Origin of the sequence: Synechococcus sp. Lug-A (assembly GCF_024345655.1) — a bacterium.
GTDB lineage: Bacteria > Cyanobacteriota > Cyanobacteriia > PCC-6307 > Cyanobiaceae > MW101C3.
This window is the reverse complement of the sequence record NZ_JAGQBN010000011.1, coordinates 102509-125048: the sequence shown is the minus strand read 5'-3', so window position 1 is coordinate 125048 and position 22540 is coordinate 102509. Positions and strand designations below refer to the sequence as shown.

The 22540-nt window shown below is 69.2% G+C and carries 24 protein-coding genes, 1 tRNA gene and 1 pseudogene; 11 read left to right on the top strand and 15 right to left on the bottom strand.

Annotated features, from left to right (window positions below):
* Together KBY86_RS09990 and KBY86_RS09985 are read left to right on the top strand one after the other, a co-directional pair.
* A pseudogene (locus tag KBY86_RS09990) lies at positions 1–267 on the top strand (hypothetical protein); the annotation flags it as partial.
* A gap of 57 nt (positions 268–324) precedes the next feature.
* On the top strand, positions 325–1074 hold the full coding sequence (locus KBY86_RS09985; protein ID WP_255140985.1) for an N-acetylmannosamine-6-phosphate 2-epimerase: 750 nt from the start codon (positions 325–327) through the stop codon (positions 1072–1074).
* Between the two features lie 37 nt (positions 1075–1111).
* Here the strand turns inward: KBY86_RS09985 and groL are convergent, their stop codons facing one another.
* Positions 1112–2776 (bottom strand): chaperonin GroEL, encoded by a 1665-nt coding sequence (gene groL / locus KBY86_RS09980; protein ID WP_255140984.1) that lies wholly within the window; start codon positions 2774–2776, stop codon positions 1112–1114.
* Positions 2777–2935: 159 nt separating this feature from the next.
* Between groL and KBY86_RS09975 the strand changes: the two genes are divergently transcribed.
* Positions 2936–3175 (top strand): hypothetical protein, encoded by a 240-nt coding sequence (locus tag KBY86_RS09975; protein ID WP_144036866.1) that lies wholly within the window; start codon positions 2936–2938, stop codon positions 3173–3175.
* Positions 3176–3190: 15 nt separating this feature from the next.
* Here KBY86_RS09975 and fabG read toward each other — a convergent pair whose 3' ends face one another.
* From fabG to KBY86_RS09960, 3 genes are read right to left on the bottom strand one after another with little or no spacing between them, the layout of a single operon-like run.
* Complete coding sequence (gene fabG, locus KBY86_RS09970; RefSeq protein WP_255140983.1) at positions 3191–3949, bottom strand: 3-oxoacyl-[acyl-carrier-protein] reductase; 759 nt, start codon at positions 3947–3949, stop codon at positions 3191–3193.
* Positions 3950–3995: 46 nt separating this feature from the next.
* Entirely contained in the window at positions 3996–5126 is a 1131-nt protein-coding gene (locus tag KBY86_RS09965) for a TrkA family potassium uptake protein (RefSeq protein ID WP_094510298.1), read from the bottom strand.
* A gap of 39 nt (positions 5127–5165) precedes the next feature.
* Positions 5166–6047, bottom strand: a complete 882-nt coding sequence (locus KBY86_RS09960; RefSeq protein ID WP_255099794.1) for a glycosyltransferase family 9 protein — start codon at positions 6045–6047, stop codon at positions 5166–5168.
* Between the two features lie 76 nt (positions 6048–6123).
* On the opposite strand from KBY86_RS09960, the gene ispD reads away from it, so the two are divergent.
* Positions 6124–6810 carry a 2-C-methyl-D-erythritol 4-phosphate cytidylyltransferase gene (gene ispD / locus KBY86_RS09955; RefSeq protein ID WP_094510296.1) on the top strand — a complete coding sequence of 229 codons (687 nt, stop codon included), beginning with the start codon at positions 6124–6126 and terminating at the stop codon, positions 6808–6810.
* Here the strand turns inward: ispD and KBY86_RS09950 are convergent.
* Complete coding sequence (locus KBY86_RS09950) at positions 6794–7753, bottom strand: LD-carboxypeptidase (protein WP_255140982.1); 960 nt, start codon at positions 7751–7753, stop codon at positions 6794–6796. The genes ispD and KBY86_RS09950 overlap by 17 nt on opposite strands.
* Positions 7750–8631, bottom strand: coding sequence for a 4-hydroxybenzoate polyprenyltransferase (locus KBY86_RS09945; RefSeq protein ID WP_255140981.1), 882 nt, complete (start codon positions 8629–8631; stop codon positions 7750–7752). The genes KBY86_RS09950 and KBY86_RS09945 overlap by 4 nt, the downstream gene beginning before the upstream one ends.
* A 75-nt stretch (positions 8632–8706) precedes the next feature.
* Here KBY86_RS09945 and KBY86_RS09940 point away from each other — a divergent pair, with 75 nt between their 5' ends.
* Together KBY86_RS09940 and KBY86_RS09935 are read left to right on the top strand one after the other, a co-directional pair.
* Complete coding sequence (locus KBY86_RS09940; RefSeq protein WP_255140980.1) at positions 8707–10407, top strand: Ppx/GppA phosphatase family protein; 1701 nt, start codon at positions 8707–8709, stop codon at positions 10405–10407.
* A 171-nt stretch (positions 10408–10578) separates the two neighbouring features.
* Positions 10579–10998 carry a tellurite resistance TerB family protein gene (locus tag KBY86_RS09935; RefSeq protein WP_094510446.1) on the top strand — a complete coding sequence of 140 codons (420 nt, stop codon included), beginning with the start codon at positions 10579–10581 and terminating at the stop codon, positions 10996–10998.
* 74 nt (positions 10999–11072) lie between these two features.
* On the opposite strand, the gene KBY86_RS09930 is transcribed toward KBY86_RS09935, so the two are convergent.
* Positions 11073–11144 (bottom strand) — tRNA-Val (locus tag KBY86_RS09930).
* Between the two features lie 80 nt (positions 11145–11224).
* Here KBY86_RS09930 and KBY86_RS09925 point away from each other — a divergent pair.
* Complete coding sequence (locus tag KBY86_RS09925; RefSeq protein WP_255140979.1) at positions 11225–12091, top strand: DMT family transporter; 867 nt, start codon at positions 11225–11227, stop codon at positions 12089–12091.
* 79 nt (positions 12092–12170) lie between these two features.
* Entirely contained in the window at positions 12171–13667 is a 1497-nt protein-coding gene (locus KBY86_RS09920; protein ID WP_255140978.1) for an FAD-dependent oxidoreductase, read from the top strand.
* Here the strand turns inward: KBY86_RS09920 and cobM are convergent.
* The 4 genes from cobM to petC form a co-directional block, all read right to left on the bottom strand.
* On the bottom strand, positions 13610–14482 hold the full coding sequence (gene cobM / locus KBY86_RS09915) for a precorrin-4 C(11)-methyltransferase (RefSeq protein WP_255140977.1): 873 nt from the start codon (positions 14480–14482) through the stop codon (positions 13610–13612). The two genes, KBY86_RS09920 and cobM, sit on opposite strands and share 58 nt — an antisense overlap.
* On the bottom strand, positions 14479–15342 hold the full coding sequence (lgt, locus tag KBY86_RS09910) for a prolipoprotein diacylglyceryl transferase (protein WP_255100043.1): 864 nt from the start codon (positions 15340–15342) through the stop codon (positions 14479–14481). Before lgt ends, cobM begins: the two co-directional genes overlap by 4 nt.
* Positions 15343–15405: 63 nt before the next feature.
* Positions 15406–16338 (bottom strand): cytochrome f, encoded by a 933-nt coding sequence (gene petA / locus KBY86_RS09905; protein WP_094510289.1) that lies wholly within the window; start codon positions 16336–16338, stop codon positions 15406–15408.
* A 44-nt stretch (positions 16339–16382) separates the two neighbouring features.
* On the bottom strand, positions 16383–16919 hold the full coding sequence (petC, locus tag KBY86_RS09900) for a cytochrome b6-f complex iron-sulfur subunit (RefSeq protein WP_094510288.1): 537 nt from the start codon (positions 16917–16919) through the stop codon (positions 16383–16385).
* 99 nt (positions 16920–17018) lie between these two features.
* On the opposite strand from petC, the gene KBY86_RS09895 reads away from it, so the two are divergent.
* Entirely contained in the window at positions 17019–17420 is a 402-nt protein-coding gene (locus tag KBY86_RS09895) for a DUF3067 family protein (protein ID WP_094510445.1), read from the top strand.
* A gap of 8 nt (positions 17421–17428) precedes the next feature.
* Here KBY86_RS09895 and tatC read toward each other — a convergent pair whose 3' ends face one another.
* Both tatC and KBY86_RS09885 read right to left on the bottom strand, forming a co-directional pair.
* Entirely contained in the window at positions 17429–18217 is a 789-nt protein-coding gene (gene tatC, locus KBY86_RS09890) for a twin-arginine translocase subunit TatC (protein WP_255099807.1), read from the bottom strand.
* Positions 18214–19926 carry an NFACT family protein gene (locus KBY86_RS09885; RefSeq protein WP_255140976.1) on the bottom strand — a complete coding sequence of 571 codons (1713 nt, stop codon included), beginning with the start codon at positions 19924–19926 and terminating at the stop codon, positions 18214–18216. Before KBY86_RS09885 ends, tatC begins: the two co-directional genes overlap by 4 nt.
* A 104-nt stretch (positions 19927–20030) precedes the next feature.
* Here KBY86_RS09885 and gmk point away from each other — a divergent pair, with 104 nt between their 5' ends.
* On the top strand, positions 20031–20615 hold the full coding sequence (gmk, locus tag KBY86_RS09880) for a guanylate kinase (RefSeq protein WP_255140975.1): 585 nt from the start codon (positions 20031–20033) through the stop codon (positions 20613–20615).
* A 92-nt stretch (positions 20616–20707) separates the two neighbouring features.
* Here gmk and psaJ read toward each other — a convergent pair whose 3' ends face one another.
* A complete protein-coding gene (gene psaJ, locus KBY86_RS09875; protein WP_011935127.1) occupies positions 20708–20824 on the bottom strand; it encodes a photosystem I reaction center subunit IX in 117 nt (38 codons plus the stop codon).
* A 49-nt stretch (positions 20825–20873) separates the two neighbouring features.
* Complete coding sequence (locus KBY86_RS09870; RefSeq protein ID WP_255140974.1) at positions 20874–21353, bottom strand: Photosystem I reaction center subunit III; 480 nt, start codon at positions 21351–21353, stop codon at positions 20874–20876.
* 76 nt (positions 21354–21429) lie between these two features.
* Between KBY86_RS09870 and tsaD the strand changes: the two genes are divergently transcribed.
* Positions 21430–22527, top strand: a complete 1098-nt coding sequence (gene tsaD / locus KBY86_RS09865; RefSeq protein ID WP_094510283.1) for a tRNA (adenosine(37)-N6)-threonylcarbamoyltransferase complex transferase subunit TsaD — start codon at positions 21430–21432, stop codon at positions 22525–22527.
* Positions 22528–22540: the final 13 nt, after the last annotated feature.

Genomic DNA, 22540 nt, shown 5'->3' with positions numbered 1-22540 from the left:
CGGCCCCAGGCCCCCCCCCCCGCCAGCCCCCCGCCACCGGGACACCGCCCGCCGCTGGAACCGGACCGCCCTGCCGGCCCAGCCCGCCGCAGCGCCACGGAGATCGCCCCGGAGCTCACGCCCCAGGGCCGCACCCCGCCCCTGCGCGAGCGGGCTGCGGCTGCCGTCGCCGGCCGGCCGGCCCCCGCTCCTTCCCATCCCGGTCTGGCCTCGCTGCGCTCCTGGCTGCCGGATGACTCCTCCTCAGAGGACACCCGCAGCAGCTGACGCGGCCGTCAGTCTGGGCTGCGGCCACCGGCCCCTTGCCCCATTTCAGCTCCCACCATGCCCCCTGCCTCTACGCCCCTCGGGGCCCCTTCTGCCATCACCGGCGTCACACCTGCGGAGCGGCTGGAGAGGGCGGCCGTGCAGGGTGGGTTGATCGTTTCGGTGCAGGCGCCTGAAGGCTCGCCGCTGCGGGATCCGCAGGTGATCGCCGCCATGGCGGAGGCCAGCCTGGCCAACGGGGCCATCGGCGTGCGCCTGGAAAGCCCCGAGCACATCGGTGCCGTGCGGCGCCGCTGCCCACAGGCGCTGATCGTGGGGTTGTGGAAGCGCAGCTTCCCAGGCAGCCCGGTGTACATCACGCCCGGCTGGGAAGAACTGCTGGCGGTGTGGGCAGCAGGAGCCGATGTGGTGGCAATCGATGCCACCGAACGGCAACGGCCGGGCGGACAGCCACTGGCCGAGCTGATCGAGCGGGCCACGACGGAGCTTGGCGCACTGCTGATGGCCGATGTGGACAGCGTGGCCAACGGGGTGCAGGCCGCGGCCCTCGGCTGCCGCTGGGTGGGTACCACCCTGTACGGCTACACGGAGAGCACGGCAGGGCTGCGGCCGCCGGCCTGGGATCTGCTGGGGCCGCTGCGCTCTGCCCTGCCGGCCACCACCACGCTGATCTGTGAAGGCGGCATCGCCAGTGCGGAGCAGGCGCAACGGGCGCTGCAGCGGGGAGCCGACGCGGTGGTGGTGGGGACCGCCATCACCGGCGTGGATCTTCAGGTGGCCGCCTACGTGCAGCAGCTGAGCCGCTGAACGGCTGAGCTGCTGCTGAGCTCTCAGGGAGCAGGGCTCACATCATGCCGGGCATGCCCATGCCGCCCATGCCACCCATTCCTCCCATGCCGCCCATTCCCTCCATACCGCCACCACCGGCAGGGGCGGGAGGTTCGGGCTTGTCGGCGATGACCACTTCGGTGGTGATCAGCAGCGCAGCGATCGACACCGCATCCTGCAGGGCCAGTCGCACCACCTTGGCGGCATCGAGGATGCCGGCCATCATCAGATCTTCGTAGGCACCGGTGAGCGCGTTGTAGCCCTTGCCCAGCCGCAGCACATCGGCCACCACCACATCGCCGTTGGCACCGGCGTTCGCGGCGATCTGACGCAGGGGAGCGGAGAGGGCACGGCAGAGGATCTCGGCGCCGGTGCGCTCGTCGCCCTGGAGCCCGGCGATCCAGCCTTCGAGTTCAGCAGCCAGCTCCATCAAGGTGCTGCCGCCGCCGGGCACGATCCCCTCCTCCACCGCCGCCCGGGTGGCATTGAGGGCATCTTCGATGCGCAGCTTGCGGTGGCGCAGCTCCGTTTCGGTGGGGGCCCCCACCTTGATCACCGCCACGCCACCGGCCAGCTTGGCGATGCGCTCGCTCAGCTTCTCGCGGTCGTAGTCGGAGTCGGTGGCGGACAGTTCACGGCGGATCGAGGCCACCCGCTCAGCCACGGCGTCGCGGTGATCTTCGGTGCCCACGATCGTGGTGGAGTCCTTGCTGATCGTGATCCGGCGCACGCGGCCCAGATCGGCGAGTGTCGCCTTGTCGAGCGACATGGAGCGGTCTTCGCTGATCAGCGTGGCGCCGGTGAGCACGGCGATGTCCTGCAGGGCGGCCTTGCGGCGATCGCCGAAGGAGGGGGCCCGCACCGCCGCCACCTGCAGCACACCGCGGGTCTTGTTGACCACGAGGGTGGCCAGGGCTTCACCTTCCACCTCTTCCGCAAGGATCACCAGCGGGGCGCCGGCGCGCGAGACGGCCTCCAGCACCGGCACGAGATCGGTGATCGCACTGATTTTGCGGTCGGTGACCAGCAGCAGGGCGTTCTCGAATTCGCACACCTGGCGCTCACCATCGGTGACGAAATAGGGAGAGGAATAGCCGCGATCAAAGGCCATCCCTTCGGTGACCTCCAGTTCGGTGGCCAGAGAGCGCGATTCCTCGACTGTGATCACCCCATCGGTGGTGACCAGCTGCATGGCTTCGGCCACCATGCGGCCCACTTCCTCATCGCCACCGGAGCTCACCGTGGCCACCTGACGGATCGCTTCACCGGCCACCGGGATGGCGCGAGTCTGGATGCCCTCCACCACCCGGGCCAGGGCTTTTTCCATCCCGCGGCGCAGGCCGACGGGATTGGCACCGGCAGCCACGTTCATCAGGCCGTCATGAACGAGCGCCTGGGCGAGAACGGTGGCGGTGGTGGTCCCGTCTCCGGCCTGGTCCTTGGTCTTGCTGGCCACCTGCTGGATCAGCTTGGCGCCGATGTTCTCGAAGGGGTCCTCGAGCTCGATCTCCTTGGCGATCGTCACGCCGTCATTGACGATGTCGGGGGCGCCGAACTTCTTCTCGAGCACCACATTGCGCCCCCGGGGGCCGATGGTGACCTTCACCGCATTGGCCAGGGCGTTCACACCCTTTTCGAGGGAGGTGCGGGAAGCATCCGAAAAGCTGATCAGTTTGGCCATGGGCGTGGAAAGAGGCGCGCCTGGGGCAAGCCCTGGAAGTGCGTTCAGATTCCCATAGCGCCCTGTGGCCAGCGGGATGGCTGCGGTGGGGAAAGCCGAATGCGTTTGCACATTCCCATGGCACGGGCAACGGCGGCTGACCCCCGATAGGGTCGGGGCATGGAGGACTCCCTCAGCACCAGCCTCGCTGACGCGCTCAGCGACGTGACCTCGGACCCGACCATGGCAGGCACCAGCGCCATGGCCTTCCTGCTGATCGCCGGGCTGGGGCTGCTGATGGCCCTGGTGTACGTGCCGATCCGCCTGTTTCTCACCATCACCGCCCGCAGCCGCCGGCTGCGCCTGCTGCAGCGGATCCGCCGGCTGCGCGATGAGCTCGTGCAACCGATCGAGAGCTAAACCTCCCCGGCCCGCTCAGCCCATCACCATGCCGCCATCCACCTGCAGCACCTGGCCGGTGATGTAGGCAGCGGCGGGATCGGCGGCAAGGAAACGCACAGCCCCGGCCACCTCCTCCGGCTGGCCCATGCGTCCGAGCGGGATGGCGGCCAGGATCGGCTCCTGGTTGAGCTCGCTAGTCATGTCGGTGGCGATGAAGCCGGGGGCGACGGCGTTGACGGTGATGCCCCGGCTGGCGAACTCCGCTGCGGTGCTGCGGGTGAAGCCGATCACGCCGGCCTTGGCGGCGCTGTAGTTGGCCTGGCCGGGATTGCCCACCAGACCCACCACCGAGGTGATGTTGATGATGCGGCCGCTGCGGGCCTTGAGCATGGAGCGGCTCACGGCACGGGTGCACAGGAACACGCCGGTGAGGTTCAGATCGATCACGCTCTGCCAGTCGCTGGTCTTCATGCGCAGCAGCAGGCCATCGCGGGTGATGCCGGCGTTGTTGACCAGCACATCCAGCCGGCCGCTGCGTTCCAGCACGGCTTTCACCAGCGAGTCCACCTGCTCTTCCACCGACACATCGGCCGCCAGGGCATAGGCCCGGCCACCGGCGGCAGTGATCGCTTCCACCACGGCCTCGGCGGCCGTGGCCGAAGCGGCGTAGTTCACCACCACCTCGGCGCCGGCCGCAGCGAGCTCCAGGGCGATGGCACGGCCGATCCCACGGCTGGCACCGGTCACCAGGGCGACCTGATCGGCCAGGGGAGCGGCGGTGGACACGGGCATCGGAAGCTGGCGATGGCGGCGATCGTATGCGGCCGCCTCGCCAGGCCTACCGCTCCATGGCGTCCATGCTCACCAGTGCCGGCCCCAGCAGCTTCCCGAAGCGGGCCAGCTGCTCCTTGCTGCCCAGCACCACCAGCAGCTGCCCTGGCGCCAGGCGCAGATCACTGCCCGGGTTGGCGATCAGGCGGGGCTGATCCTCCCGGTAGGCCACGCCGCGGTAGTAGCTGATCACCGGCTCGGCAGGGGCCGGCTGACGGATCGCGAGCACCAGCACGCCGGTCTGGCGGCCCAGCTGCAGTTCCGCCAGGCTGCGGCCGTTGATGGAGACCATGCGCTGGGGATCGTCGGTGAGCTGGAACTCCTCCACCTCGCAATCGGAGCCGGCCAGCAGCTCCATGAAGCCCACCGCCAGCGGACGCAGGGCGGTGGCAGCCATCGTGCGCCCGCCCGCCACATAAGGACTCACCACCTGATCCGCTCCGGCCAGCCGCAGCTTGCGGGCCGCTTCCTCGCTGTCAGAGCGCGCGATCAGGCGGCAGCGGGGGGCGATGCCGCGGGCGCTGAGCACCACATACAGATTGGCGGCGTTGTTCGGCAGGGCGGCCACCAGGCTGCGGCAGTGATGAATGCCGGCCTCCACCAAGGTTTCGTCCAGGGTGGCATCGGCCTGGAGCACGGGCAGCCCCCGCTCCTCGGCGGCCTCCTTCTGGGCAGTGTCCATCTCCACCACCACCAGCGGCACGCCTTCGGAGACGAGCTGATCGGCGATCTCGCGGCCGATACGGCCGTAGCCGCAAAGGATCACATGGTTTTCCATCATGCTCAGCCAGTTCTTGAAACGTCGTTCGCGCAGCCGGCGGAAGTAGCCCGATTCGCTCAGCCCCAGCAGGCTCTGGATGGTCACCTGCACCACCACCAGCCCGCCCACGATCGCCAGGGTGGTGACGACGCGGCCCGCCGTGGAGAGAGGCTGCGTGGTTCCGTCGCTCCAGCCCATGGTGCTGAGCGTGACCACCACCATCCAGTAGCAATCACCCCAGTCCCAGCCTTCGGTGAGCCTGTAGCCGACGGCCGTGAGGTTGATCAGCAGCGACAGCGCCAGCACGGGGGTGCGCCAGGGCCGCCGGGAAGCGGTGGAAGGAGCCGAGCGGCGGCGACGTCGAGGGGCAGGGATCATGACGCACCAGGAGGAGCCTGCCGGACCATGACCGCAGGATCAAGCCATCCCCAACGCCAACAGCACCTCGGCAACGCTCAGCTGATCCAGGGATCCAGGGATACCGACCCCTTTTACCCCCTGACGCGGCGGCAGGCTGTCGCTGCTGCGACCCAGCGCCACCAACGGCGTGGCCGTGAGCAGGGCCAGTTCGGTGATGACCGGGTCGCTGCTGAGCACCACATCCACGGCAGCCACCTGGGCCGCCAGCTCCTGCGGCGTGGCCCCAGCCGGGGGCGTCACCACGCGCAGGTTGGGGAGGCGGGAGCGGATCGCCTCCGGCAACGCCTGCCAGTGGGCAGCAGGCCAGTCGGCAGCGGCGGCCGCCGGCCTGGGCGCCAGCAGCAGCAGTGGACCATCCCCCGCCGGCAGGGCGGCGGCAGCGGCTTCCAGCGCCTTTGGCTTAAGCCGCAGACGGAAGACCTCAGCATCGAGCGGGATCTCCAGCGGGCGCAGCCAGCTCTCGTACTGCTGGTTGGGCCAGCCGCCGGTGGGCGACTGGCTGCCGTTGACGGATCCGGCCGTGCCTGGGGCAGGCACCCGCACGGTTGCGGAGAAGCCGCCGGCGGCAATGCGGGTGGGGATGTGAGTGAGGGAAAGCAGCAGATCGATCGGCCAGCCGGAGGCGAGGTTGAGGCAGAGCTGGAAGTCGGGCTCGCGCACGGCGCCGAGCAGGTTGGCCCAGTCCGCCAGGCTGACGCCGGTGTCAAAGCTGTAAGGGAGCACCTTCTCCACGGCCGGCAGCAGCTTCCAGATGGACACCTGGGCCGGGGGGCAGGCCACCTGAACGGTGGCCCCCAGCTGGCTGGCGGTGGCGGCCACCGCCGGCATGGCCTGAAGTTGGGTGGCGCCGCTGCCCGGGATCAAAAACAGAACTCGCATCAGGCGGCAGCGATCGGGTTTCGGGCGGGCTGATTGTATGAATCTGATCCGATTTCGATGTGTTCGGGAGCCGCTTGTGCATTTGCTGATCGCCGCGGCCGGCAGCGGCAGGCGTATGGGGTCGCAGCGCAACAAGTTGCTGCTCCCCGTGGCCGGGCGCGCCGTGCTCGCCTGGACCCTGGACGCGGTGCTGGCCTGTGAGGCGATCCAGTGGATCGGGGTGGTGGGCCAACCCGTGGATCAGGCGGATGTGGAGGCGATGATCGCGGCGGCGCAGCCCGATCGCCCCGTGCGCTGGATTGAAGGGGGCGACACACGCCAGGAATCGGTGAGCCGCGGGCTGGCGGCCCTGCCCGCCGCTGCAGGCGCCGTGCTCATCCACGACGGAGCCCGCTGCCTGGTGGAACCGGAGCTGATCCGCCGCTGTGCCGCGCGCGTGCACGCCGGCGAGGCCGTGATCGCCGCCACCCCCGTCACCGACACGATCAAGCGGGTGGACGGTCAGCAGGTCATTCTCTCCACCCCCGACCGCAGCGAGCTGTGGGCAGCCCAGACCCCCCAGGGCTTTCCGCTTGAGCGGCTGCGCCAGGCCCATGCCCAGGCGGAGCAGGCGGGCTGGAGCGTCACCGATGACGCGGCCCTGTTCGAGCGGCTGGGCTGGCCGGTGGGCGTGATCGAGGCCCCCCCCTCGAACATCAAGCTCACCACCCCCTTCGATCTCACCATTGCTGCGGCGGTGCTTGCCACTAGGGCAGCAGGCTGAGCACGCCGTCACCCAGCCGCGCGCGTACGCCCAGCGGCAGGGCCCCATTGCCGGGCGCATGCCCCAGCGGCAGGCCCGCCAGCACGGGAATGCCGAGGTCGGCGGTGCGCTCCCGCAACACCTGCTCGAGGCTGAAGCGCTGGGACGCAGCCTGGGGCCTCTGAAGGTCAGGGCCCTCGGCTTGCGGTTCCAAGTCTTGCAGTGCCTGAGCCTGCGCCACCCCCGCCGCCGGCGTCTCGCTCTCGGGGTCTTCACATGCCTCGAAACTGCCGAAACCGATGCCCGCCAATCGCTGCAGGGCGCCGCACAGGCGCCAGTGGGTGAGCATGCGCTCGATCCGGTAAGGCGCTTCGCCCACGTCCTCGAGCACGAGGATGGCGCCGTCGAGGTCCGGCAGGTGGGGCGTGCCGAGCAGGTGGGTGGCCACCGTGAGGTTGCCCACCAGCAACGGACCCTGCGCCACCCCCGCACACCAGGTGTCCCCGGTCAGGGGGGGCACGGGCTCGCCGAACAACAGCGCCCGCAGGCGCTCGCGGCTCCAGTCGGGTTCAGCCGCCAGGGTGGTGACCAGCGGCCCATGCACCCCGCCCGCCTGGCCACGGGCCTGGCGGGCCCAGAGCAGGGAGGTCACATCAGAAAAACCCAGCAGCCAGCCGTCGGCCTCCGGCAGGGGCTGCTCCAGCAGGCGGGCGGCGCCCCAGCCGCCCCGCACGCAGGCCAGCAGCGGCGCCGGCTGCAGATCGGCGCGGCGCTGCTGGTCGTGGCCGGCCAGATAGCCCCAGCGACGGGCGGGATCGAAGGGCATCTCCACCGTGAGGCCCCAGCTCTGCAGCACCGCAACTCCCTGCTGGAGGCGGCCCAGCTCAGCCAGGGCGGAGCTGGCCGCCACCAGCCGCACGCGATCACCGCGCCGCAGGGCTGGCAGCGGGCCGGCGGCGCTCACGGCAGCCTCCCGACCACCAAGGCCAACCAGAACACCCCGCCCAGCAGCACCTGGCGGCTGAAGTGCTGCGCGAAGCGGGAGCGCGGCGGCTTGCCCCGCAGGCGCCAGGCTTCGCTCTGCATGCCCAGCGAGGCGGCAGCCCACAGCAGCCAGAAGGGCCAGCTCACTGTCTGCAGCGCGGCAGCGGCGGCCAGCAGCAGCGACGTGAGCCCATAGCAGAGGGCCACGGCGCCGGGGGCGGCCGCACCCAGGGTGAGCGCACTGCTGCGGATGCCGAGCGCCGCGTCATCGCTGCGGTCCGACATGGCGTAGACGGTGTCGAAGCCGAAGGTCCACAGCAGGGTGGCCAGCCAGACCAGCAGCAGCGGCCAGCCGCCGGCCAGGTTGCCGCTGGCGGCGGCCCAGGGGATCAGCACCGCGAAGCCCCAGCACAGGGCGAGCACCAGCTGGGGGAAGGGGAACCAGCGCTTGGCGGAGGGATAGAGCAGGACCGGCGGCAGGGCTAGCAGCGCCAGCTGCAGCGACAGTTGCCGCCCGGGCAGTGGCAGCAACAGCACCACCGCCAGGGCCAGCAGCAGGCACAGCAGCAGCAGCAGCACGGCACTGGCCACCCGCACCCGGCCGCTGGCCAGGGGCCGGGTGCGGGTGCGCTCCACCAGCGGATCGATGCGGCGATCCCAGAGGTCGTTGGCAACGCAGCCCGCGCCGCTCACCGCCAGGCCTCCCACCACGATCAAGGCCACCAGCGAGGGGAGAGGCGGACCCTGCGGCAGCAGCCAGAGGGCCCAGCCGGCCGGAATGAGCAGGATCAGTCGACCGCTGGGCTTGTGCCAGCGCAGCAACTCGATCCACCCCCGCAGGGCTCCGAGGATGTGCATGGAGGGAGCGTAGAACCGGGGTTCACCGGCCCTGCAATGGCAAAGTGACGCCGACTGCGCCGGTTCCGACGGCTGATGGCCCGTTCCGATCCTTCTCCCGCAGCGGCGACGCTGAGCGCCTCAGCGACTGACTCGGCTCAGACAGAGGCGCCGGCTCAGCCGGCCGCTCTGGAGGCCCTGCCGGAGGCCGCCGAGCAGCGCCCGGAAGGGTCTGGTCTGCGCCACGTGGCGGCCATCGACATCGGCACCAATTCCATCCACCTGCTGATCGCCGCCGTCGACCCGGTGTTGCGCACCTTCCGCGTGGTGCAGGCGGAAAAATCCACCACCCGCCTGGGCGAGCGCGATCCGGAAACGGGCGACCTCAGCACGGCGGCGATCGAGCGCGCCTTCCTGGCCCTGCGTCACTGCCGCGAGCTCGCCACCAGCCACGGGGTGGAGCAGATCCTCACTGCCGCCACCAGTGCCGTGCGAGAGGCCCCCAACGGCCGCCAGTTCGTGCAGGCGGTGCAGGAGCAGCTCGGCCTTGATGTGGAGCTGGTGAGCGGCCCTGAGGAAGCCCGGCTGATCTACCTGGGCGTGCTCTCGGGCATGGCCTTCGGCGATGACCCCCACCTCATCCTCGACATCGGCGGGGGATCGACGGAGCTGATCCTGGCCGACGGCCGTGATGCCAGGGAGCTCACCAGCACGCGGCTGGGTGCGGTGCGGCTGCAGCGGGATTTCATCACCCAGGATCCGGTGACGCCGGAACGGCTCAGTTTTCTGCGGGCCTTCATCCAGGGCTCACTGGAGCCGGCGGTGGACCGGGTGAAGCGGCGGCTACGGCGGGGGGAGCGACCGGTGATGGTGGCCACGAGCGGCACGGCCCTGGCCCTGGCCGCGCTCTGTGCCGCCAGCGAGGAGCGCCCGCCGACGCGGCTGCAGGGCTACCGGGTGAGCCGGGAGCGCATCGACGCCCAGGTGAACCAGCTGGCCACGCTGACCCTGGAGCAACGCAAGGCGCTGCCACCGATCAATGAACGCCGGGCCGAGATCATCGTGCCGGGGGCCCTGGTGCTGCAGCAGGCGATGGCGATGCTGCAGGTGCGGGAACTGGTGATCAGTGAGCGGGCCCTGCGCGAGGGCCTGATCGTCGACTGGATGCTGCGCCACGACCTGATCGTGGACCGCTTCGCCTACCAGAGCGGCATCCGGCAGCGCACCGTGCTCGATCTGGCCCGGCGTTACCGGGTCGACCAGCGCCGCGCCGAACACGTGGCCAAGCAGGCCCTGCTGCTCTACGACAAGACCCGCGGCGTGCTGCACGACGACGCCGGCAACGGGCGGGCACTGCTCTGGGCCGCCGCCCTGCTGCACAGCTGCGGCCAGCACATCAACATCAGCGCCTACCACAAGCACAGCTGGTATCTGATCCGGCACTGCGACCTGCTGGGCTATTCCGAAAGCGAGCAGTTGATGGTGGCGGCGATCGCCCGCTACCACCGCAAGAGCCTGCCGAAGAAGCGCCACGAGGCCTGGCTGCAGATCCCCGGCCGTGACCAGCGGCGCACGGTGAATGCGATGGCGCTGTTGCTGCGGCTGGCCACCTCGCTGGATCGGCGGCCCGTGCCGGCCGTGGACGACCTGCGCATCCGCTGCCGTGGCGGCGAGCTGCGCATCGGCCTGATCTCCGCCGATCCGACCCAGGATCTCAGCCTGGAGCGCTGGAGCCTGGCGGCCTGCCGGGAGCCGCTGGCGGAAGCCGCCGGCCTGCGGCTTGTGGTGGAATCCTGAGCTTGGTGGCGCTTGGTAGCGGAGCTCACACCACAGGCCCCAGCCGTTCGCCATGACAGATGGAGGCCTGCCTGAGCGGCCGCAATGGCGTTGGCTTCGATCACCGCCATTACTCCGCTGAAGGCAATGGCGCAGCTCCCAGCACAGGACGTGATGAACGCGATGCAACCAATGGATTCACCCACCGCCTTCGTGGCCGTGGCGCTGGCGGCCGTGTCCTGGGATGGGGTGCTCACCAAGGCAGGCTCGCGTGCTCTGCGCCATGCGCTCGATTACCGCGAACCCTTCCGCCATATGTCGGACGCTGAAATGATCCAGCTGTTCGACCGCCTGCTGGCCCAGCTGCGCCTGGAAGGCTGCCGCCAGCTCATGGAGCATGCCTCCGCCGTGCTGGATCCGCGGCAGCGACTCACGGCCTTCACCGTAGCTGCCGAGATCATGCGCTCCGACGGCGAGTTGGTGGCCGAGGAACAGCGGATCCTCGAGGATCTGGCCAGCCACCTCACCATCCCCGCCGCCCAACACGACCAGATCCTCCAGGTGATGGATCTGTTGCACGCCAGCCTGGTGGGAAATCCAGTGCTGGCTTGACTGAGCTCGCCTCTCCCGGACCGAAACAATTGAAAGTTTCCGGAGAATTGACTAAGGAAATAATGGAGAAGTTATGGGCGATACTGGACTCGAACCAGTGACCCCTTCCGTGTGAAGGAAGTGCGCTACCGCTGTGCTAATCGCCCGCACCTCTGGATCTTAAAACACGGGCGGCGCCACCCAGCCTGTCCTTCCCCAGCTTCCTTTGCTGCTTCCCTGGCCCGCCTTGGCCCTGCTCACGGCCTGCTGCGAAAGCGGCCGCGATCTGGCCGTCCGCCGCCTGCTGCAGCGCAGCGGCTGGACGGCGGCGCGGGTGATGGGCCTCAGCTGCCTGATCAGTGCCGCCCTGACCCTGCCATGGCTGCTGCTGGCCCCAGGCGGCTGGCCCAGCGACGGCACACGTCTGCTGCTGGCCCTTGCTGCCGGGGGGCTGGTGAACGCCCTGGCCTTCTGGGCCTACGGGCGCGCCCTCGCCCGCGGCGACCTCAGCCTGGTGCTGCCCCTGATCAACCTCTCGCCCCTGGTGCTGCTGTTCAGCGGCTGGTGGCTGCTGGGGGAGCGGCCAGCACCGGCGGCCCTGGCGGGTGTGGCGCTGCTGGTGCTGGGAGCCCTGCTGCTGGGCCGCGGCACGGGTGGTGGCCTGCCCCTGCTGAGCAGTCCGGGGGCACGCTCGATGCTGGTGGTGGCCGTGCTGTGGGGCCTCGGCGCCGCCTTCGACAAGGTGGGGGTGAACGCCGGTGGCTCACTCACCTGGGTGGTGCTGTTCAACCTGGTGGTGGCTGTACCGCTGCTGGCCCCCGAGCTCACCGGCTCAGGAGGGGGCACCGCACGGCTGGCTGCGGCAGCGACCTCTGAGGGGCTGCTGTTGTTGGTGTTGCTCTGCGGTCTCACCGGGGCGGTGGGCATGGTCTGCCAGATGGAGGCGCTGCGCCAGACCGCCGTGGTGCATGTGATCGCCATCAAGCGCCTGAGCACGCTGATGAGCGCCACGGTGGGCGTCACGCTGCTGGACGAACCGCGGGGCGGGCTGCGGCTGCCCGCCGCCGCATTGATGCTCGCCGGCGCCATTGCGGTGCTCAATGCAGCCCGTTGAAGCGCTCCGCCAATGGCCACGCCCGCCCGCACAGGATCGGCGAACATGGCCTGCGCACCCTCTGTTTCGCCGCTACCGCGTGTCTTCTGTCTCTCCGATCCGTGCGTCCGCCCCGGCCTCAACCTCCCCCCAGCCTGCGGGGCAGGGAACGGAGGCAGCCGAGGCTTCGACGCCGCGGGAGGTGGACGTGCTGGTGGTGGGTGGCGGGGTCTGTGGCACGGCCTTGCTCTTCGAGCTCGCCCGCTACACCGACCTGCCCCGGCTGGCGCTGATCGAGCGCTATGAGCAGCTGGCCCAGGTGAACTCGAAGGCCACCAGCAACAGCCAGACGATCCACTGCGGCGACATCGAGACCAATTACACCCTGGAGAAGGCGCTGCGGGTGAAGCGCACGGCTGAGATGGTCGTGCGCTTCGGCGACCTGCTGGAGGGCGAGGAGCGTGAGCGTTGCCTGTTCCGCACCCCGAAAATGGTGCTGGGGGTGGGCGAGCGGGAATGCGCCAGCCTGCGCCAGCGCTTTGAACTGTTTTCGCCCCACTTTCCGGCGATGCAGCTGCTGGAGAAAGAGGACATCGCCGCCTGGGAGCCAGCGGTGGCGCTGGTGAATGGCGTGCCACGCAGCGAGGAACTGGTGGCGATCGGCATCCGTGAGGCGGCCACCGCCGTCGACTACGAAGCGCTCTCGGCCGCGTTCGTGCGCCAGGCCCACGCCGCTGTGGAGGGGAGCGCGCGCTGCATCGACCTGGCCCTCGGCACCAGCGTGGAGACGATCACCTCCGAGGGCGAGACGTTTCTGGTGGAGACGCAGAGCAAGGCGGCGGGCCGCCAGCTCTGGCGGGCGCGGCATGTAGTAGTGAATGCAGGCGCCCACAGCCTGCTGATGGCCCAGCGCATGGGCCACGGACTGCGCTACTCCTGCCTGCCGGTGGCTGGCAGCTTCTACTTCACCCCCGAGTTGTTGAACGGCAAGGTCTACACGGTGCAGAACGACAAGCTGCCCTTCGCCGCCCTGCACGGGGACCCCGATGTGGGAGCTCCCGGCCAGACGCGCTTCGGCCCCACCGCGCTGCTGCTGCCCCTGCTCGAGCGCTACCGGCTCGGCTCGTTCTTCGAATTCCTTGAGGTGCTCAGGCTCGATCTGGCCGTGCTGGCGGTGTTGTGGCAACTGCTCGGCAACAGCGACATCCGTGCCTACATCGTGCGCAACCTGCTGTTCGAGGTGCCCTGGCTGCGGCGACGGCTGTTTCTGCGCGATGTGCGCAAGATCGTTCCCGGCATGGCGCTCAACGACCTGAGCTTCGCCGAAGGCTATGGAGGGGTGCGCCCCCAGCTGATCGACAAGCAGGCCCGCAAGCTGATGCTCGGGGAGGTGAGGATCGAAGCCGGGCCCGGGCTGGTGTTCAACGTGACGCCATCGCCGGGAGGCACCTGCTGCCTGGGGGTGGCAGCACTGGATCTCGAGGCGATCGTGGCGCGCAGCGGCTGCCGCTTCGCCCGCGACCGCTTTGAGGCCGAGCTCTACGGCAAGGACGCGGGGGAGGATTCAGCCAGCTGCCCGCAGTCCCTGGCGGCCTGATCGACAGGCAGTCCCTTCCCACCGGGGCGAAACAGATGGGTGTGGGAGGAGGAGTACAAACGCGAGCGGGCCTGCTGGGGGGCGTCGAGAGCAGGGCTTACCACGTAGAGGGTGGTGCGGATCAGCTGGCGTTGGCGGCTCGTTTCCGCCATCTCGCTCAGGGGCACCACAGTGATCCACTGGTCGGGCCAGCTGACGCGGTAGCCGATCGCCACCGGGGTGTCGGCGGCGTAGTGCGCCAGCAGCACCTCCTGCACCTCTTCCACATGGCGTGCGCTGAGATACAGGCAGAGGGAGGCCCCCAGGGCCGCCAGGCGTTCCAGGGATTCCTTCTCCGGCACGCCGGTGCGTCCGGAAGCCCGGCTGAGCACGATCGTCTGCACCAGGCCAGGGATGGTGAGCTCAGCCTGCAGCGCTGCCGCCGTGGCCTGATAGGCGCTGAGACCCGGGACCACCTCCACCACCAGGCCCGCCTCGGTGAGCCTGCTGACCTGCTCCGCCAGCGCCCCGTAGAGGCAGGGGTCGCCATCGTGGAGTCGCACCACCCGCTTGCCGGCGCGGGCCCGCTCGATCAGCACCTCCAGCACCTGCTCGAGGGTGAGGGTGCTGGTGCGGATCCGTTCAGCGCTCGCCGGGGCCAGGGCTGCGATCTGGGGCGACACCAGGGAATCGGTCCAGACGAGCACCTCGGCCGCTTCGATGGCACGGGCTGCCCGCAAGGTGAGCAGATCAGGAGCGCCGGGCCCTGCCCCCACGATCGTGACCGCCGCCGGTTCCGACGGGGTGGCTTCCGGCTGGCTGGGGAAAGTGGTCAAGGGTTGGTGCCCTGGAAAGGTTCGCTGGGGCCAGACTCGCTCTGAAGGCGACGGGCTCCGCGGTAGAAACAGATCAGGCCGATCGATCCGGCCGCGATCAGCAGCAGGCTCATCAGCTGCGCCATGCGCAGGCCGCCTTCGCAGAAGGGCGGGGTGGAGAACAGGCAGAGCGGATCGATGCGCAGTCCTTCGATCCAGAAGCGGCCCAGGCTGTAGCTGATCAGGTAAATGCAGCTGAGCGCCCCGGCAGGCAACGCGATGCGGCCCCGCGAACCAAGCTGGAACAAGGTGAGCAGCAACGCCACCACCGCCAGGTTCCAGAGCGATTCGTAGAGAAAGGTGGGGTGGAAGAACTGCTCGTCGATGAAGGTGGCCGGCCTGTTCACCGCTGGAATGAACAGCCGCCAGGGGAGATCCGTGGGCAGGCCGAAGGCTTCGGAGTTGAAGAAGTTGCCCCAGCGGCCGATCGCCTGGCCCAGGGCCACCGAGGGAACGAGCACATCGAGCAGATTCCAGAAGGCGAGCTTGCGCCAGCGGCAGTAGACCACCACCGCCAGTGAGCCGCCGATCAGGGCGCCATGGATGGCAATGCCCCCCTGCCAGATGGCCAGGGCATCCAGCCAGTTGAGCTGATACTGGCGCCACTCCAACACCACGTAGTAGAGGCGGGCACCGAGCACAGCAGCCAGCACCAGAATCGGCAGAAGGTCGGCAATCATGGCCGGCTCGATGCCGCGCCGCCGGCCCAGCCTGGTGGAGAGCATCAGGCCGAGCAGCACCGCCACGGCAATCAGCAGGCCATACCAGCGCAGGGAGAAAGGCCCCAGCTGGAACAGCAGGGGCCCTGGTGAAGTGAACATCGCCGTCGGCAGGGCTGGGGGAAGAAGCGCCAAGGGAAACGGCTCAACAGATGGGGGTCAGCCTCAGACGCCTTCGGCAGCCTGCACTTTCTCCACCTGCTTCTTCTTCAGCACCAGCATGATCTGGGCGAGAGCAACGGCGGCGAAGAAAGCGAGCATGCCGTAAATGCGCACAGGGTTCTGCAGCACGATCTCGGAATCCAGCTGACCGAAGCCGCCCACATTGGGATCTTCCGAAAGGGGTCCGTTGAGCACCACGTCATCGCCCACAGCCACAGCAAGAGCAGGGCCAGCCGGAATGGTTTCACTCACGGTGGTGCCGTCGGCGGTGCGGATCTCCACGACGCTGGCGCCGTTCTCACCGGCGGTGATGGCACTCACGGTGCCGGCGGCAGGAGCTGTGAAGACGCCGTTGTTGCTCTTCTCACCGGTGGGGTACACCTGGCCACGGCCGCGGTTGCCACCCACGTGCACCGAATACTTGCCGAAGTGGATGGCGCTGTCGGTGGCGGGATCGGGGGAGAGGATGGGGAAGACGATCTCCTGGTGCTGGTCACCCGGCAGGGGGCCCACCAGCAGGATGTTGGGCTTGTCGTCGCTGTACTGGGTCACGTAGACCCCGGCGGTTTCCTCTTTCAGCTCGTCGCTGAGACGATCAGCGGGAGCAAGGGTGAAGCCATCGGGGAGCATGAGCACCGCACCCACGTTGAGGCCCGTGCGGCTGCCATCGGCGGCCACCTGCTGAACGCTGGTGTCGTACGGGATCTTCACCACCGCCTTGAACACGGTGTCAGGCATCACGGCCTGGGGCACTTCCACCTGGGTGGGCAGCTTGGCGAGGTGGCAGTTGGCACAGACGAGCTTGCCGGTGGCTTCGCGGGGGCTCTCGTAGTTCTGCTGGGCCCAGAAGGGGTAGGCCCAGGAGGCAGAAGGCGCCAGGAAGAGGGCGGCCGAAGCCAGGACGGTGGAGAGCAGCAGGGAAAGGGTGCGGCGCATGGGGTGGGCGGACGGGCGACGGGAGGAGATGGACGGTCGGACGATCAGGCCCACCAGGGCTTTTCACCGGTGCGGAAATCGGTGTCGGTCCATGTGCTCAGGAAAACGTTGTCGCTTTCGACGGAGACATTGGCCAGGGCAAGCGACAACGGAGCAGGACCACGCACCACCTTGCCGGTGGGGTCGTACTGGCTCCCGTGGCAGGGGCAGATGAATTTGTTGGCACCGCTGTTCCAGGGCACCACGCAACCCAGGTGGGTGCAGATGGCGTTGATGCCGTAGCTGCCGATGGCGTCGGGACCTTCCACCAGCAGGTAGGTGGGGTCACCTTTCAGGCCCTGCACGAGGCTGCGGTCACCCTCCTTGTGGGTGCTGAGCCAGCCCGAGGCGGTGACGTTGTTGCCCAGTTCATCCTTGGCGGTGGTGCCACCGCCACCGCCGGCGGGCCGGGGGGGAATGAAGTAGCGGGCGACGGGGTAGAGAGCACCCAGTGCGACACCAGTGACGGAGCCGAAAGTCAGCAGATTCATGAACTGACGACGGCCCATTCCGGGCACATCGCTCACTGGGATCTGGGTCATACGGAACGTTCCTGGGTGCCGAAGCAACGAGGCGCCCATTATGGACGTTGCCCTGGCCGTCACGTTTTGCCAGGACGCAGCTTGCGCCTGCGGCGCAACATGCTGTTGTGGAGTGTCCTCACCCTCGCCGCCGTGTCCCTGCCTGATCCGGCTGCTGAGCCCGGCTCCAGCGGCCGCTTCGCCCCCCTCCGGCTCGATGAAGTGCTGCAGGTGCTGCGTGAGCGCTGGCACGCGTCCTACGACCTCCAGCTGGTACAGCGGCGCGGCCGCCTCTACCTGCAGGTGATGTGGGCCTACCTGGAGCAGCAGTCCTTTCCGCTCGATGCCGAGGGCTATGAGGCCAAGCTGCAGGAGCTGATCGAGCTGCTCAACGGCCTCGGGGTGGCCGATCAGGTGCGCCAGTGGCTCACCACCACCCGCGACAAACCCCGACTGGGACGGGCGATGAGCCTCACCCTGGAGCCGGCCGAGGGCGGGCGCAGCAGTGAATTCCTGCTCTGAACCTGGCCTCAGGCGCCGCTGGCCGCAGGCCGGAGCCGCTCGGTGAGGGCCACCAGGGCCACACCCACCAGGAACAGGGCCGTGATCGAGCCGGTGAGCAGCAGCATCGTGACGGGGTCGGTGGAAGGAGTGAGCACGGCGCCGGCCAGGGCCGCCACCAGCACCACCCAGCGCCAGGCTTTCAACATGGCGTCGGAGCGGATCAGGCCGAAGGCACCCAGCAGCAGTTGCAGCACCGGCAGCTGAAAGGCCAGGCCAGTGGCCACCATCAGCAGCAGCACGAAATCGAGGTAGCGCTCGATCGACCAAATCGGCTCGACCACATCCGCGCCGTAGCTGACCAGGAACCGCAACGCCGCCGGCACCAGCGCCCACCAGGCGAAGGCAAGCCCTGCGGCGAACAGCACCGCCGACCCCGCCACGGCCGGCGCCACCAGTCGCCGCTCCCGGCGCGTGAGACCCGGCAAGACGAAGGCCAGCGCCTCGTAGAGCACGTAGGGCAGCGCCAGCGTGAGGCCGGCATAGCCGGCCACCTTGATCGACACGAACAGGAATTCACCTGGGGCGAGCTGGAGGAAGCGCATGCCCACGGCGGGCAGTTCCAGCAGCCGAACAAGCGGTTTCACCAGCAGCAGACAGCCGCCGGCCGCCACCACCACCGCCAGCAGGCTGCGCAGTACCCGCCGCCGCAACTCCTCGAGGTGGTCCACAAGGCTCATCTCCACCTCGGCGGGAAACTCATCCGCCGGTGGCACCCGGATCGGTGGGGGAGGTGCGGGGAGGGGAGAGTCGCTCATGGCGCAGGCGCTGGAGCTGAGCCTAAGGAGCGACTGCACAGGGTGGCGCCGCGGCCGGGATCGCCCCAGACCACCTCGCCGCCCCGGTGGCGCACGGTGCCGGGTCCGGCTCCGGCAATGCGCTGCAGCTGGTCGCTGGGCACCATCACCACGGGCACACGGGCATTGCCGCGGGCACGGCTGAAGCGGGCGGCCAGATCGGCCGCCGCCTGCAGGTCGGCGTCGGTGGCGGGAGCTTCCGAGCTCTTGAGCATCACGTGGCTGCCCGGGCACTCCTGGGCATGGAACCAGAGATCACCGCGCCGCGCCTGCCGCAGGCTGATCCATTCGTTCTGGCGATGGTTGCGGCCCACCTGCACGCGCAGCCCTCCGGCAGTGAGGAACTCCAGCGGTTGGCATGGCAGGGGCTGCCGCCGGGCGCGCGCCTTGCTTCGTCCCTTGTCCCGCTCGCGGCCGCCGACGCTGAGCAGTTCCTCCACGTCGTCTTCGAGGGCGGCGAGATCCTCCAGCGCCCCGCGCAGGGCATGGGGGGTGGTCTCCTCGGGCCGGTGCAGCTCCAGAAAGGCCAGGCTGGCCTCAATGCGCTCCAGCTGCAGGTCGTGACGCTCCAGCAGGGTGGTGATCACGGCGGAGGAGCGCTGCAGGCGGCGCGCCTTCTTATAGAGAGCCTGTGCCACAGCCACCTGCTCGCGGCTGGGGTCGGCCAGACAGAGCAGGGCATCCGCCTGGCGCCGCAACTGGTCGCAGCCGGCGGCCTGCTCCAGCAACGCCTGCTGCTCGGCCCGCTGGGCACTCTGGCGATCCCGGGCCGTGAACAGGCGCCGCTGCAGCTGATCGTGGCGCAGCTGGAAGGCCTGGGCTGTCAGCTGCCGGTCGTAGAGCTGCGCCAGCGGGCGCCCCACCGGGCCGGCCAGCTCGGCGCCCCAGCAGCGGTAGGCGGTGGCTCCACCGGTGACGAAGCCAAAGCGGTCCGCCGCCAGGTCGCCCAGCCATTGCTGCCAGGCCACCCAGAGGGCACTCCACTGCAGCTCGCTGAGCTGCTCCACCGGCAGCTTCAGCAGCGCCGTGGATGTGTCGGGATGATCGCCGGCCAACTGCAGGGCCAGGGCAGGACTGATCCCCTGGTAGCTCTGCAGCAGCGCCCTGCCCAGCGGCAGCGGCAGGAGCTGCAGGCGCCGACGCCAGTGCCACAGAGCTTCGCCGGCATCGGGGGGATCGGCCTGCAGGGGCGGCGGCGGGCTGTAGGTGTCGCCGCTGGCAATCGGCCTCAGCCGGGATTCGTTCGGCTTCACCTGGCGGCCCAGGGCCACCACCCGACGCTGGCCATCCAGGAGGAAGAGGTTGCTGTGGCGGCCCATCAGCTCCACCACCAGCGTGCGGCAGATCGCCTCACCGGGGCGGGGGGCAAAGCCCAGCTCCACCACCCGTTCCCAGCCGTGCTGATCGATCGCCACCAGCGCCAGGCCGCCCAGGCCGTGCTGCAGTTGCTGGGCCAGAGTGCTGCCCTCACCGCGCCGGGCGGGAGGGTCGATCGGCAGCAGGCGCGGCGCATCCGCCCACCAGCTCAGCTCCAGCCAGTGACGACCATCAAGCGCGCGAAAGCCGAGTTGGAGGTTGTGGGCGCTGGGCTGCTGGGCCTTCTCGAAGCGGCTGGGCAACAGCTGCGGCCGCAGCTCGGCAAGCACCGCCCGCAAGGTGGTGACGTCCATGGGTTGGAGCGTCCGGGAGGTCAAGGGAACCGCGTGGACAGGGATGCCCCTTACTCTGCTGGCTCACGTGCGAGGGCCTGATGGCGGAGGCAGCGGCAGTGGCAATGGCAGCAACAAAGGCAGCAGCGGTGGGTCCGGGACAACTCACGGTGATCACCGGCCCCAGCGGCGTGGGCAAGGGCACACTCGTGGCCGCGCTGCGCCGGCGCCATCCGCAGATCTGGCTGTCTGTGTCCGCCACCACGCGCGCGCCCCGCAGCGGCGAACAGGACGGGGAGCACTACTTCTTCATGAGCCGGGAGCAGTTCGAGCAGCAGGTGGCTGCCGAAGGGCTGCTGGAGTGGGCGGAATTCGCCGGCAACCTTTACGGCACGCCACGGGCGCCCGTCAGCGAGCATCTGGCCCAGGGGCAACCGGTGCTGCTGGAAATCGAACTGGAGGGGGCCCGCCAGGTGCGGCGCAGCTTCCCGCAGGGATTCCAGGTGTTCATCGAACCTCCGTCGCTGGAGGAACTGGAGCGGCGCATCCGCGGCCGCGGCACCGACGACGACAGCGCGATCGAACGGCGCCTGCGCCGGGCCCGGGAGGAACTGGCGGCCGCCGCTGAGTTCGACGCCGTGGTGGTGAACGGCGACCTGGAGACCGCCATCGGCGAGCTGGAAGCCCTGCTGCAACTGGCCGGCAGCTGAAGCTCCAGCGCCAGCCACAACGTGCAAGTCACAAAAAAGCGGCCTTTACGGCCGCTTGTGACGTTCAGAGCCTCCGGCTGGAGGCCAGCGGATCAAAGGGGATGGAAGAGAAGATCCGGGAAGAAGCGATTGAATTCGATCATGATTCCGGCGGTGACGGTGAACCAGATCGCAGCGAAAACAGGGGCTGTGGTGAGGAATTTCTTCATGGGCGTGCTCCGGATGGAGAACAGAGGGGTGGGGCGACTGAACCGAGATTCAGCGCGGTGAAACGGTGACCTTGGAATCGGATTCCAGCAGCTTGCCGCTGGTGAATTCGCTGAAGGCCGCCAGAGGCCAGGTGGCTGCAGCGATGGTGCTCTTCAGGGCAAGGGGCACATCGATCTGGATCTCGCGCATGGTGGCGTCCTTGCTGCCACGGATGGCCTGCAGGTACACGCGACCGGCCCAGCCGATGCAACCGGCGATGTAGAGGAAGGCGATGCCAGGGATCATGAAGTCGCCGGCATGGCTCCAGCGGCCATCAACGATCAGGTGGGGCAGGCCATCGGTGCCACACACGGCCTGGCTGTACATCTCGAAGCGGGCTTTGGCCTGCGGAGTGGCAGCGGAGGCGGCACGCTGCTGAAAGCGGGGGCTTTCGGAGCAGGGGGTGAGCCCGGCCACATCGGCATGGGCCACAGGGGCGAAGCCGAAGATCAGCAGGGCGGAAATCAGAACGGCGAAAAGGCGGCGCATCGTATCCGGATCCGGGGAAAGGCCTGCCAGCGGGCAGGATGTCACTTGCGGAGAGTAAGGGAGGCCATGGAGGCACTTGAACACCGTTCTGGCCGTCGAAACAAGTTGTGACGAGTCAGCGGCGGCCGTGGTGCGCGGCGAGCAGGTGCTCGCCAGTGCCGTGGCTTCCCAGATCGCCGAACATGCCCGCTGGGGAGGCGTGGTGCCCGAGATTGCCTCGCGGCGGCACGTGGAGGCGCTGCCCCAGTTGATCGCCAGTGTGATGGCCGAATCCGGCCTCGGCTTCGCCGACCTCGACGGCATCGCCGCCACCGTGGCGCCGGGCCTGGTGGGGGCCCTGCTGGTGGGCTCGGTCACAGCCCGCACGCTGGCGCGGCTGCACGATCGTCCCTTCGTGGGGGTGCACCACCTCGAAGGCCATCTCTGTTCCGTCCACCTGGGAGACCCCCTGCCGGAGGGTCCGTTCCTGGTGCTGTTGGTGAGCGGCGGCCACACCGAGCTGATCCGCGTCGACGGCGCCGGCCACTACCGGCGGCTGGGCCGCAGCCACGACGACGCGGCCGGCGAGGCCTTCGACAAAGTGGCACGGCTGCTTGGGCTGGGGTATCCCGGCGGTCCGGCGATCCAGGCGGCCGGAGCGCTGGGGGATCCCCTGCGCTTTCCCCTGCCGAAAGGGCGCGTGTCGAGGCCGGAAGGGGGCTACCACCCCTACGACTTCAGCTTCAGCGGGCTGAAGACGGCCGTACTCCGCCTTGTGCAGTCGCTGCGCGCCGGCACCGGTGCCGCGGGGCCGGCGGATCCGCCTTCAACTGGGGAATTGGCTCCGCAGGATCTGGCTGATGTGGCCGCCAGCTTCGAACTGGCCGTGGTCGACGTGCTGGTGGAGCGCAGTTGCCGCTGCGCCCGCGACGAGGGACTCGGCACCCTGGTGCTGGTGGGCGGGGTGGCCGCCAACCAACGCCTGCGCCAGCGGCTGGAGGAACGCTGCGGCGCGCTGGGGCTGCACTGGCGCCGGGCACCACTTGCCTATTGCACCGACAACGCCGCCATGATCGGCGTGGCAGCAGCCCAGCGGCTTGCCGCCGGATCCAGCAGCAGCACGGCCCTGGGTGTGGCGGCCCGCCTGCCATTGCAGCAAAGCGACGCGCTCTACGAGCAACAGCCTTGCTTTTGATCCCTTTATGGTG

Excerpts from the sequence above, each read along its gene's own strand:
- fabG (WP_255140983.1), bottom strand. The coding sequence starts at position 3,949 with ATGCCCGTGTCCACCGCCGCTCCCCTGGCCGATCAGGTCGCCCTGGTG.
- KBY86_RS09885 (WP_255140976.1), bottom strand. The coding sequence starts at position 19,926 with ATGGACGTCACCACCTTGCGGGCGGTGCTTGCCGAGCTGCGGCCGCAG.
- KBY86_RS09960 (WP_255099794.1), bottom strand. The coding sequence starts at position 6,047 with ATGCGAGTTCTGTTTTTGATCCCGGGCAGCGGCGCCACCCAACTTCAG.
- KBY86_RS09975 (WP_144036866.1), top strand. The coding sequence starts at position 2,936 with ATGGAGGACTCCCTCAGCACCAGCCTCGCTGACGCGCTCAGCGACGTG.
- KBY86_RS09935 (WP_094510446.1), top strand. The coding sequence starts at position 10,579 with ATGGATTCACCCACCGCCTTCGTGGCCGTGGCGCTGGCGGCCGTGTCC.
- petA (WP_094510289.1), bottom strand. The coding sequence starts at position 16,338 with ATGCGCCGCACCCTTTCCCTGCTGCTCTCCACCGTCCTGGCTTCGGCC.
- KBY86_RS09940 (WP_255140980.1), top strand. The coding sequence starts at position 8,707 with ATGGCCCGTTCCGATCCTTCTCCCGCAGCGGCGACGCTGAGCGCCTCA.
- petC (WP_094510288.1), bottom strand. The coding sequence starts at position 16,919 with ATGACCCAGATCCCAGTGAGCGATGTGCCCGGAATGGGCCGTCGTCAG.
- KBY86_RS09945 (WP_255140981.1), bottom strand. The coding sequence starts at position 8,631 with ATGCACATCCTCGGAGCCCTGCGGGGGTGGATCGAGTTGCTGCGCTGG.
- groL (WP_255140984.1), bottom strand. The coding sequence starts at position 2,776 with ATGGCCAAACTGATCAGCTTTTCGGATGCTTCCCGCACCTCCCTCGAA.
- lgt (WP_255100043.1), bottom strand. The coding sequence starts at position 15,342 with ATGTTCACTTCACCAGGGCCCCTGCTGTTCCAGCTGGGGCCTTTCTCC.
- KBY86_RS09895 (WP_094510445.1), top strand. The coding sequence starts at position 17,019 with ATGCTGTTGTGGAGTGTCCTCACCCTCGCCGCCGTGTCCCTGCCTGAT.
- psaJ (WP_011935127.1), bottom strand. The coding sequence starts at position 20,824 with ATGAAGAAATTCCTCACCACAGCCCCTGTTTTCGCTGCGATCTGGTTC.
- tatC (WP_255099807.1), bottom strand. The coding sequence starts at position 18,217 with ATGAGCGACTCTCCCCTCCCCGCACCTCCCCCACCGATCCGGGTGCCA.
- KBY86_RS09965 (WP_094510298.1), bottom strand. The coding sequence starts at position 5,126 with ATGATCCCTGCCCCTCGACGTCGCCGCCGCTCGGCTCCTTCCACCGCT.
- gmk (WP_255140975.1), top strand. The coding sequence starts at position 20,031 with ATGGCAGCAACAAAGGCAGCAGCGGTGGGTCCGGGACAACTCACGGTG.
- KBY86_RS09870 (WP_255140974.1), bottom strand. The coding sequence starts at position 21,353 with ATGCGCCGCCTTTTCGCCGTTCTGATTTCCGCCCTGCTGATCTTCGGC.
- KBY86_RS09985 (WP_255140985.1), top strand. The coding sequence starts at position 325 with ATGCCCCCTGCCTCTACGCCCCTCGGGGCCCCTTCTGCCATCACCGGC.